This window comes from Marinobacter sp. F3R08, from assembly GCF_018860425.1.
Lineage (GTDB): Bacteria > Pseudomonadota > Gammaproteobacteria > Pseudomonadales > Oleiphilaceae > Marinobacter.
In genome coordinates this window covers 532,554-543,038 of sequence record NZ_JAHKPI010000014.1, presented here as the reverse complement: position 1 = coordinate 543,038, position 10,485 = coordinate 532,554, and the positions used below count along the sequence as shown (strand labels likewise).

8 protein-coding genes are annotated in these 10,485 nt (G+C 56.9%); 1 reads left to right on the top strand and 7 read right to left on the bottom strand.

Annotated features, from left to right (window positions below):
* Positions 1–126: 126 nt before the first annotated feature.
* Complete coding sequence (locus KO499_RS05520; RefSeq protein ID WP_215982699.1) at positions 127–1,197, top strand: aminopeptidase; 1,071 nt, start codon at positions 127–129, stop codon at positions 1,195–1,197.
* Here KO499_RS05520 and argA read toward each other — a convergent pair.
* The 7 genes from argA to coaBC all read right to left on the bottom strand — a co-directional run bounded on the left by argA (position 1,171) and on the right by coaBC (position 10,442).
* Positions 1,171–2,478 carry an amino-acid N-acetyltransferase gene (gene argA / locus KO499_RS05515; RefSeq protein ID WP_215982698.1) on the bottom strand — a complete coding sequence of 436 codons (1,308 nt, stop codon included), beginning with the start codon at positions 2,476–2,478 and terminating at the stop codon, positions 1,171–1,173. The genes KO499_RS05520 and argA overlap by 27 nt on opposite strands.
* Positions 2,479–2,568: 90 nt before the next feature.
* Entirely contained in the window at positions 2,569–3,738 is a 1,170-nt protein-coding gene (gene argE, locus KO499_RS05510; RefSeq protein ID WP_215982697.1) for an acetylornithine deacetylase, read from the bottom strand.
* Positions 3,739–3,764: 26 nt separating this feature from the next.
* Positions 3,765–5,015, bottom strand: coding sequence for an acetylornithine deacetylase (locus KO499_RS05505; RefSeq protein ID WP_215982696.1), 1,251 nt, complete (start codon positions 5,013–5,015; stop codon positions 3,765–3,767).
* A 25-nt stretch (positions 5,016–5,040) separates the two neighbouring features.
* A complete protein-coding gene (gene argB / locus KO499_RS05500) occupies positions 5,041–5,937 on the bottom strand; it encodes an acetylglutamate kinase (protein ID WP_215982695.1) in 897 nt (298 codons plus the stop codon).
* A gap of 60 nt (positions 5,938–5,997) precedes the next feature.
* Positions 5,998–8,640, bottom strand: coding sequence for a phosphomannomutase/phosphoglucomutase (locus tag KO499_RS19895; protein WP_323133322.1), 2,643 nt, complete (start codon positions 8,638–8,640; stop codon positions 5,998–6,000).
* 98 nt (positions 8,641–8,738) lie between these two features.
* Complete coding sequence (dut, locus tag KO499_RS05490) at positions 8,739–9,200, bottom strand: dUTP diphosphatase (protein WP_215982694.1); 462 nt, start codon at positions 9,198–9,200, stop codon at positions 8,739–8,741.
* Between the two features lie 42 nt (positions 9,201–9,242).
* Positions 9,243–10,442 carry a bifunctional phosphopantothenoylcysteine decarboxylase/phosphopantothenate--cysteine ligase CoaBC gene (gene coaBC, locus KO499_RS05485; RefSeq protein WP_215982693.1) on the bottom strand — a complete coding sequence of 400 codons (1,200 nt, stop codon included), beginning with the start codon at positions 10,440–10,442 and terminating at the stop codon, positions 9,243–9,245.
* Between the last annotated feature and the right edge of the window lie 43 nt (positions 10,443–10,485).

Below are 10,485 nucleotides of genomic sequence, written 5' to 3'. Positions count from 1 at the left end.
GGCCCGCTACTGACTTACGTCCCTGAAACGATGACGGATGCCACCAACTGCTACTATCGAGACCATGATTGTACTATAGCGGCCTGGCCTCCGCAGGCAAACCAATCCACCAAAACATCGCGGCTCATGAAACAGCTTAGTCAGATCTATCCATTTTTGCTACTGATAACAATGCTCAACGGCTGTTCAAGCCTAGGTTACTACTCGCAGGCTGTCAGTGGTCATCTGTCATTGATGATGTCAGGACAACCGGTGGAGAAAGTCCTTGCAGACGACACAACGCCGCCAGCGTTACGAGCAAAACTCGAGTTGGCACAACAGGCCAGGACATTCGCCGATCAACGATTGGCACTTCCTGTGGGGGAGGCTTTTACAGACTACATCCAACTCGATCGATCGTGGGTGGTCGTGAACCTGGTGGCTGTGCCTGAATTCTCACTGGAACCTCACCGCTGGTGTTACCCGATTCTTGGCTGTCAGGCTTACCGGGGATACTTCCGCCTGGAGGATGCACGCACCGAGGAAACCCGGTTTCGAGACAGAGGCTTCGATACGCTCATTGGTGGCGTGACGGCCTATTCCACACTGGGCTGGTTTGATGATCCATTGCACACCGGATTTATCCGACTGACGGACAACCGCATGGTCGCGCTGATTTTCCATGAGCTGGCCCATCGGGTGGTCTATATTGCGAATGACACCGCATTCAATGAAAGCTTTGCCACCGCAGTGGAGCTGGAAGGGCTCAGACTCTGGCTCTTGGAGCAGGGTAAACCCGGACAATTCGAGGAGGCGCTGGGCCGTCTTTCTCGCCGAAACCAGACCCTTGCCCTGGTCGAGGACTTCAGCTCACAACTGGAGACTCTATACTCTCGCCAGAACAGCTTGCCAGACCCACAACTGCGTAACCACAAGGCCGCCCTCTTCGAAAGCCTGGCGGCGGCCTATCAGGAACTGACCAAAGAATGGCCCGAGCCCGGACCTTTCGGCCCGGCACCCGTGAGCCTGAACAATGCCAATCTGGCACTGTTTCGCCAGTACAATCAATACGTTCCAGCGTTCCAGCAAATGCTTCGGGACGAAGAGTACAGCTTTCCAGGCTTTTATCAGGCGGTAGAGACACTGTCAGAAAAGCCCGCACATCAGAGGGCTGAAGATCTGACCGCCCTGTCAGAGCGTTTTGAAGAACACCTTTGAGTTCCGCTGGGCATTATAGGAAGCCAATTTTGGCCCCGGCAGGGCCTGCACGGTCGAAGGCTGAAAGCCCCGTTCCCGGAACCAGTGCTCGGTCTGGGTCGTAAGCACGAACAGCTTTTGAATACCCTGCCCCCGAGCCAGTTTTTCCACCATCGCCAGAATCTCATCACCCCGTCCAGCCCGGCGATAATTCGGATCCACCGCAAAACAGGACAACTCGCCGGCACGCTCTTCGGGGTAACTGTAGAGGGCCGCGCATCCCACAATCGTGCCGTCCCGTTCAGCCACGACAAACCGGTCAATCTCGGTTTCCAGCATCTCACGGGAACGGCGAACCAGAATGCCCTGCTCCTCCAGAGGCTGAATCAGCTCCAGAATTCCTCCGGTGTCCTCCACCCTGGCCTGACGGAACCGCTCGTAATGGTCACCGCTGACCAGTGTTCCGGATCCATCCCGGGTAAAGAGCTCTTCCAACAATGCTCCATCGTCGACATAACTGATAATGTGGGCACGACGTACGCCCTTCACACAGGCATCACAGGCGGCCCGAAGCAGATCGGCATCGTGTCCGCTGACCTCACCGGCGGCAAGACGGTCGGAGGCCTGACGCGCTGACAGCTCCCGAATCAAACCTCCATCCTTTTTCAGCAAGCCAGAATCATCAATGAACACGATCAGTTTTTCAGCCTGCAGCGCTGCTGCGACCTGACTACCCACATCTTCATAGGAAAGATTGAAGGCATCCCCGGTGGGCGAGTAACCCATCGGCGGCAAGAGCACGATATGACCAAGCTCCAGCAATTTCTCGATACCGGCCACATCCACCCGACGTACCTTCCCGGTGTGACCGAAATCGATCCCGTCGAGCACACCCACAGGCTTGGCAGCAACATAGTTGCCACTGGTCACCCGAATACGGGCATTGTGCATGGGCGAGTTAACAAGTCCCATGGAAAGCTGACTTTCGAGATAGGCTCGCAAACCTCCAATCGCTTCCATTACCATCGCGAGGTGCTCTTCCGGCGTAATCCGCAAACCTTTTGCAAACGACGACTCGACACTGGCGGCATCCAGCCGTGCCTGGATCTGCGTGCGGGCCCCAAACGCTACAACCAGCCGCACACCGAGGCTGCTCAGCAGCGCGATGTCATGAATGATATTGATGAAATTCCCATGCTCGATGGCATCCCCCGGGATGGTCAGCACCACCGTTCGACCACGATGGGCGTTAATGTAGGGGGAAGAGTGGCGAAATCCATGCAGCCAGTCGTTTGATTTCAATTCACATACTCCAAGCTTTTTTCTTTACACTGCCTGCAATTCAGTCTGATTGAAGACTGTCGGGAGCCCCTATTTGACCCGGACTCCGGCCTAAAGGCAAAACCGTCGGATCAGCCCTCGCAAAATCTCCACCGTTGGCTCCAGCTGAGACAGTTCTATGAATTCATCCGGCTGGTGCGCCTGATCAATGGACCCCGGCCCCATAACCAGAGTTTCCATGCCAAGCTTCTGCAGCCAGGGCGCTTCCGTGGCGAAAGCAACGGCGTGGGCGGTATGTCCGGTGAGCTTCTCACAGGCTTCGACCAGAGCGGCATCGGCCGGTGTCTCAAACGGCGGCACCCCATCAAAGAGGGGTTCGAATTCCAGGGCAAGCTCCCGGCGCTTTGCAATCGGCTGGATCTTGCTCAGGATGGTCTGGCGCAGCGTGTCCATGTCCATGCCCGGCAGTGGACGCAGATCGAAGTGCAACTCGCACTGTGCGCAGATACGGTTGGGACTGTCTCCGCCGTGAATACAGCCAAGATTCAGGGTCGGAAACTGTACCTCAAAGTTCGGGTTACGGTACTTCTCCTGCCAGGCTGATCGAAGCATCAGCAGCTCGCTCAGCGCTTCGTGCATTCCTTCCATGGCATTGCGGCCCAGGGCCGGATTCGAAGAATGCCCCGACTGGCCTTCAAACTTCAGGCGCTCCATCATAATGCCCTTGTGCATCCGCACCGGCTTCAGGCTGGTTGGCTCGCCAATGACCGCATAACGTCCCCTGGGCTTGCCGGCTTCTGCCAGTGCCCGGGCGCCATCCATGGAACTCTCTTCATCGGCCGTGGCCAGAATAATCAGAGGCTCTTTCAGATCTTCCCCGACAAACGCCCTGGCCGCTTCGATGGCCAGAGGAAAAAAGCCTTTCATGTCGCAGGTACCCAGGCCATACCAACGATTGTCCCGTTCGGTCAGGGTAAAGGGGTCGCTCTGCCAGCGCTTGTCATCAAAGGGCACCGTATCGGTATGGCCAGACAGTACAAGACCTCCCGGACCTCTGCCCAGTGTTCCGATCAGGTTGAACTTGCCGGGCATTCCTGGCACTTCCAATATTTCCACAGCAAACCCGAGCGCCTCGAGCCACTCCGCCAAGGTTCGCACTACTGGCTCGTTACTGTGATCCCAGCTCGCAGACGCGCTACTGATGGAAGGCAGCGATATCAAACGGGCAAGCATGTCACGAATACCCGGCACCGCCACGGTTTTACTATCAGACTGCGGCATAAGTTCCTCTCAGATCCCGGCTGGAATCATTGTGGACGGCCACGACGCCAAATTTCAAAGCCGGTAATGGCACGGATCAACATAGGATAGGCCACTTCACCACCGGCAACGACACGAGCCACTTCCAGCTCCCGTTCGCTGACGCTCACCAGACGGCCTTCAACAACGTTATCGTTTGAAAGCGTTACCCGTACCTGCCGATCAATCCACTGGTCGGCGCTCTCAAGATCCGCCGGATACCAACGTTCGGTCTCCGGATCCTCCCTTGGCACGACAGGTTCAACCGCCACGTCCGGAGCTTCCTGAATGACAGGCTCGGCCTTGGTCAGATACACGTCTGGCACACCGGCACCGTTGTAACGAACCTGCAAGCTCAATCCCTCATCGTCATTCTCCGGCGCTCTGACGGGAATTCCGAACCAGGGCTGATCGGGCTGCAGGCTCACGGCAAGCTCGCCACCCTCCAGTAACCACTGCCGGTAAAGTGCCCTCAGCTGTTCACTGGCTACCAGACCCCGGGCTTCAAGACCAGCGGTGAGCGCGCCCATCGCACGGCCAGCCCACTCACCGGTTTCGATACCGGCCTCACGTGCACAATAGGCGGCAACGCGACGCATCAGGCCACCATCGCGAAGGGTAAGATTCAATGGCTTTGTGCCACTGGCAACGGACACCTCTGAATCCTGTATCCGGATTCGGGCTTCTGGCCAGTTCAGCTCAAGACTGCCTGTGCTGACGGTATTCAGCTCAGCATGGAGGGCTCCCGGTGTCTGACGCACGAAGCCATCGCCAGAGAGCCCGGTGATCCCCATCCGAACCAGATCTCCGGTACTCAGTTGCTGACGGGGGTCCGGAGCACAGGAAAGCGCAAACAACGCCCGATCCCCTTCGCTGTTGACGCCTTCTGCGGTAACCCAGTTCCGAAGCATGGTCGGTTCCAGAGTCAGACCGAGGCCATCCAGGCGCAGGGTCCATTGTGCCGGCATACTGGCCGGATCGAAAAGAACGGACAACACGCTGACAGGAGAACCGGTATCCAGCTCCACGCGGGCAGCATCAAGAGGCTGGGTAAGCTCGAAGTCCTGCCAACTGGCACCCTTGAGAACCAACCGCCCTTCAATACCGGAACTGATGCTGCCACGATGCAGCACACCATAGGATTCAAGCGCCTGTCTGGCTTCAGCCAAGCGCTGGTCTGCCAACCACCAGACACCAGCCTTGAATGCAATAAAGCCGATTAAAATCAGTATTATCAGCGTCGCAAGCAAGCGCTTCATCCGGGAGACTCCTTGTCGGGTGCCGTCAGTTACGGGAAATCAGGGTGCCGACACCCTCATCAGTGAAGATCTCCAGCAGACACGCGTGAGCCACTCTGCCATCAATAATATGGGATGTGCGAACGCCATTTTCCACGGCGTTCAGGGCACAGCGGATCTTCGGTAACATACCGCCATGAATGGTCCCGTCTTCGATCAGATCATTGACCTGCCTGGCAGTGAGTCCGGTAAGCACTTTGTCTTCCTTGCTCTTTAGCCCGGCAACGTTAGTCAGCAGAATCAGTTTCTCGGCTTTCATGGCCTCGGCCACCTTGCCCGCCACCAAATCCGCGTTGATGTTGTAGGAGGCACCGTCAGGGCCCACGCCGATCGGGGCGATCACGGGAATCAGATTACTGCGGGTGAGCATGTCAATCACGTCCACATTCACACTCGCGACTTCGCCAACATGGCCGATATCGAGGATTTCCGGCCGCTCCAGCTCGGGAGAACGGTTGACCACCTCCAGTTTACGGGCCCGGATCAGATTGGCGTCTTTCCCGGTGAGCCCTACCGCCATGCCCCCGTGGGAATTGATCAGGGACACGATTTCCTTGTTCACCTGACCACCGAGCACCATTTCTACCACGTCCATGGTTTCGGAGTCGGTGACACGCATACCATTCACGAACCGGGACTGGATGTTCAGTCGCGCCAGCAAATCGCCAATCTGAGGTCCACCGCCGTGCACAACAATCGGGTTGATGCCCACCAGTTTCATCAGCACTACATCACGGGCAAAACTGCTTTTCAGGTCTTCATTTTCCATGGCGTTACCGCCATATTTAATGACCACTGTCTTGCCTGTAAATCTCTGAATATAGGGCAGCCCCCGGCTCAGTACCGAAGCCACCTGCATTGCTGTTTCACGATCCAGCGCCATGTTTTCGCCTTGTCCATCCTGAGTTAATACGTTTCTGCAAATCGCCGATGGACCAACAGGTCAGAACTCCGCCGCCAGATCCGGCGCAGCCTTTCGAAGTTGATCCCGGAATACAGCCTTAATACGCTCCAATGCTTCCTCGGTCTCCGCCTCGAAACGCAAAACCAGCACCGGGGTCGTGTTTGAAGCTCGGCACAATCCCCAACCATCCGCGTAGTCCACACGGATTCCATCAATCGTGCTGATGTTGCCGTCATAGAAGTCTCCGGCTTCACCAAGGCGGGTGATGATGTCGAACTTGGAGCTTTCAGTCACTTCGACATTCAGCTCTGGTGTACTGACATCTTCCGGGAAATCCTCGAAGACTTCATCACTGTGACGATCCTCTATACCCAGAATTTCCAGCAACCGGGCAGCAGAATACAGTCCGTCATCAAAGCCGTACCAACGCTCGCCAAAGAAGATATGACCGCTCATTTCGCCCGCCAGGAGGGCGCCGGTTTCCTTCATTTTGGCTTTCATCAGGGAGTGGCCGGTTTTCCACATGATTGGCCTGCCACCGGCTTCTGATATCACACCGGCCAGCCTGCGGCTGCACTTCACATCGAAGAGAACATCGGCGCCGGGATTCCGGGAGACCACATCCCGGGCAAATAGCATCATCAGGCGATCAGGCCAGATGATCTTGCCTGAGTTTGTCACCACGCCAAGCCGATCACCATCACCATCAAAGGCCAACCCGATGTCGGCTCCTTCCGATTCCACCCGGGCAATCAGATCTGCAAGATTCGCTGGCTTGCCGGGATCTGGATGGTGATTGGGAAAATCACCATCCACCTCGCAGTACAGCGGGATCACTTCACAGCCGAGCTCCTCGACGAGCATAGGCGCAAGTTCACCGGCAATGCCATTGCCGGCATCGACCACGACCTTGAGCGGTGCAGCTACCGCTATATCACCAACAATCCGGTCCAAATAGGCTCGGCGGACATCCTCGGAACGCTGGGCACCCTGACCACTGGACAAATCGCCGGTCTGAATACGCTGATACAGTTTCTGGATACCCTCTCCCCAGAGAGTTTCCCCGTTCAACATGACTTTAAGACCGTTGTAGTTGGCCGGGTTATGACTTCCCGTCACCATAACTCCAGAGCCGGTCTGGAGTTCATGGGTAGCAAAATAGAGTACCGGCGTGGGCACAGCACCAACATGAATCACATCACATCCGGCAGCCATCACACCCCGTGCCAGCGAGTCTGCCAGTTCCGGACTGGAGTGGCGGCCGTCATAACCGATACAGATGCTGTCGACACCGCGCACCAGTGCTTCAGAACCAATCGCGCGGCCGATGACTTCCACTCCTTCGGCGGTCAGCGTCTCACCCACAATCCCCCGGATGTCATAAGCCCGGAAGATACCCTGGTCAAGCGCCACCTGTGACAGAGCCACGCCGTCAGCACTGCCGGTGTCATCCGAGCCAAACACTGCTTCGTCGACACCGCCAAATCCAAGAACATCATCATCGCCATCAAGCATGTCGATGTCGAGCATGTCCTTGTCCTGAAACAGTGGCTCTTCACTGACCTGAACAGCACTGGAACCGGCCTTTCCTGAACTGGCCTTACGGGGTTTCGCAGTTTCTCCCGCCTTCGCGACGCGTTTATCAACAACCTGAGACAGGCGGTATAGCACCTCCCCGGTTGACGCTACCATATCCCAGCGAAAAGCCGGCAGTTTCGCCCTTTCTCCGCCAAACACCTTGTGAGCCCACTTGATCATGGCAGCGACATCCTGCCGCAGACCTTTCTGGGCGCCGCCCAGAAGAACCCACACGATAATGGCCGCGACCAGCGCAGGAACTCCGACCAGAAGGGCGATCATTACCGTATTCACCGTCGCGACAGGCGATCTCGCAGGCGTGTAGGTCACCGTCCAGTCAGGGTTCGTCAGCCTTCGGGACTCAGAATGCCCCGAGCCATTGCCATTGCTGACTACCGTTCGTGATGAACCGGACACGGTCTGTACCAGTGCAAGCTGACCTCCGAGACTGGCATTGACTACTTGCAGCAAGGGTTGAATCTGAGCGGAGTCAAAAATGATCAACAGGCTTCCAATGACCGCATTGCCAGTAGGGTTGCGTACCGGGGTCGCCAACTGGATAAACCAGCGTTTATCCCGTGGAAAAGCGTCAGGAAAAAGTCGTTGGCCGGTTTCTGCACGCCGGGCCAGTTCAAGCCCTGAGAAGCCCAGCAGGCCATCTCCACTCGCAGTTCGAGGAATGTCCCGGTAGGGAAACAGATGGACCGCCTCAATGCCAGGCAGTGCACCCGCCAGTTGCCTCTCGGTTACCGGAATTTCATTCCTGCTGTTAAGGGCCTGAATGACGTGCGGCTGGGTGGCCAGCCCCTTGACGCTAGTCTGGACCTGATCGAAATACTGATTCAGTCGCAATGCCGCAGCATCAGCTTCCATGGTTGCCACGGAGCCGAAACGCTCCTCTGCCGAAGGCTGGACTACCAGAAAATGAAGTAATGCAACGGTAATCGCGCCCGCCAGGACCACGACGATTGATTGGTTCACCGCCACGGAATTGAGCCGTTTCAACTTTGGTCCCGAGGCACCGGCCTTTTTCTTCTTTTCCACCTTCTTTGCCGGTTTTTCATCAACGGACGCGTCGGCATCTTTCTTTTTACTCAGCTTCATAGTCCATCCTGCAGTTTTAATTTTATCGTCCTGGACACGCAATTATCCGCAAAGTATAGACGCCGGCACGACGTTCTGCGTGGCCGGCAGCCTCCCGATCACCGGGTTCCAGTGGAACCGAAACCACCGGCACCACGGTCGCTGGCGTCAAACTCCGAAACCACTTCAAAATCGGCCTGAACCACCGGCACCAACACCAGTTGAGCCATGCGTTCACCTACATCGACCGTAAAGCTGGTACTACCCCGGTTCCAGCAGGACACCATCAGCTCGCCCTGATAATCGGAATCGATCAATCCCACCAGATTGCCAAGCACAATCCCGTGTTTGTGGCCGAGGCCACTCCGGGGCAGAATCATCGCTGCCAGAGACGGATCTGCAATATGGATCGACAACCCGGTCCGGATCAATTTCGTATCGCCTGGCTCCAGAGTCAGCGGCTCGTCAAGACACGCGCGAAGATCAAGGCCGGCAGACCCTTCGGTGGCATATGCGGGAAAGGGAATCTGGTTGCCGATACGGTCATCCAGAATACGTACCTGAAGATTTTTCCTGCTCATTGAGGATCCTGTCGGTTTAATGACCTGGTGCACCGCGCTGAGTCAGCGGGCAGCCCGGTCGAGATGTTCGCTTATCATTGCCACGAGTTGTCGGGCAATGTTCGTTTTGCTGTCCGGCCCCATCGACGCCTGGCCGTCCGGCCAGAACACGATGACCGCGTTATCGTCACTGTTGAAACCCAGCCCCGGGACCGACACATCATTGGCTACAATCATGTTCAGCTTCTTACGCTGCATTTTACCGACCGCATAACTGGCCACATCGGTGGTTTCTGCGGCGAACCCCACAGTAAACGGTGCATCTGTGCGCCCTGCTATGGTCGCCAGGGTATCCGGATTACGTACCAGTGGAAGCGCCATCGCATCACTGGACTTTTTGATCTTGTCTCCGGCGCAGGTTTCAGGGCGATAATCCGCAACTGCGGCTGTCGCAATAAAGAGGTCGCAGCCTTCATCGACGGCAGCCGAGGCTGCCTGCAACATGTCTTCCGCTGTTGTCACCGGGCGCACATCAACACCGGCAGGGGGCGCCAGCATCACGGGACCACTGACAAGCGTGACCCGGGCACCTGCCTTGCGGGCCGCACTGGCCAGCGCATAGCCCATTTTCCCCGAGCTGTGATTGCTGATATAGCGAACCGGATCAATTGGTTCACGGGTCGGGCCAGCAGTAATGACCACGTTTTTACCGGCGAGCGCCTGTGACTCATTGGTATTGAGCATCCCGAGGATCGCCTCGGGCTCCAGCATCCGCCCAGGACCGGTATCACCACAAGCCTGTGCACCCTGGTCGGGGCCCCACAACTCAATCTGGGGATCCGCTTCAAGAAGCCGGATGTTTCGTTGGGTCCGCCCGTTGCTCCACATTGCCTGATTCATCGCCGGCACGACCGCTATGGGCGCTTCGGTTGCACAGCAGACGGTAGCCAGCAGATCATCTGCCATGCCCTGAGCCAGCCGCGCAATGAAATCCGCCGATGCCGGCGCAATGACCACTTGATCGGCCCATTTTGCCAACTCGATATGTCCCATGCCTGCTTCTGCCTCGGGATCCAGCAAGGATGTCCGGACCGGCTCACCGCTAAGGGCCTGAAACGTCAGCGGCGTCACGAAAGCTTCGGCACCCCGGGTCATGACCACCCGCACCTCAAGGCCTGCCTTCTTCATCTGGCGTACCAGTTCAGCGCTCTTATAGGCGGCAATACCACCGGTCACACCCAGAAGGATTCGTCTGACGGCCATAGGGGCTCCGTTTCCACATAAAATGAAAGGCTTATAAGATAGC

What these genes read in the sequence shown, in the direction of transcription:
- dut (WP_215982694.1), bottom strand. Translation starts at nt 9,200, where the DNA reads ATGAGCAGGAAAAATCTTCAGGTACGTATTCTGGATGACCGTATCGGC.
- KO499_RS05505 (WP_215982696.1), bottom strand. Translation starts at nt 5,015, where the DNA reads ATGAAGCGCTTGCTTGCGACGCTGATAATACTGATTTTAATCGGCTTT.
- KO499_RS19895 (WP_323133322.1), bottom strand. Translation starts at nt 8,640, where the DNA reads ATGAAGCTGAGTAAAAAGAAAGATGCCGACGCGTCCGTTGATGAAAAA.
- argB (WP_215982695.1), bottom strand. Translation starts at nt 5,937, where the DNA reads ATGGCGCTGGATCGTGAAACAGCAATGCAGGTGGCTTCGGTACTGAGC.
- coaBC (WP_215982693.1), bottom strand. Translation starts at nt 10,442, where the DNA reads ATGGCCGTCAGACGAATCCTTCTGGGTGTGACCGGTGGTATTGCCGCC.
- KO499_RS05520 (WP_215982699.1), top strand. Translation starts at nt 127, where the DNA reads ATGAAACAGCTTAGTCAGATCTATCCATTTTTGCTACTGATAACAATG.
- argE (WP_215982697.1), bottom strand. Translation starts at nt 3,738, where the DNA reads ATGCCGCAGTCTGATAGTAAAACCGTGGCGGTGCCGGGTATTCGTGAC.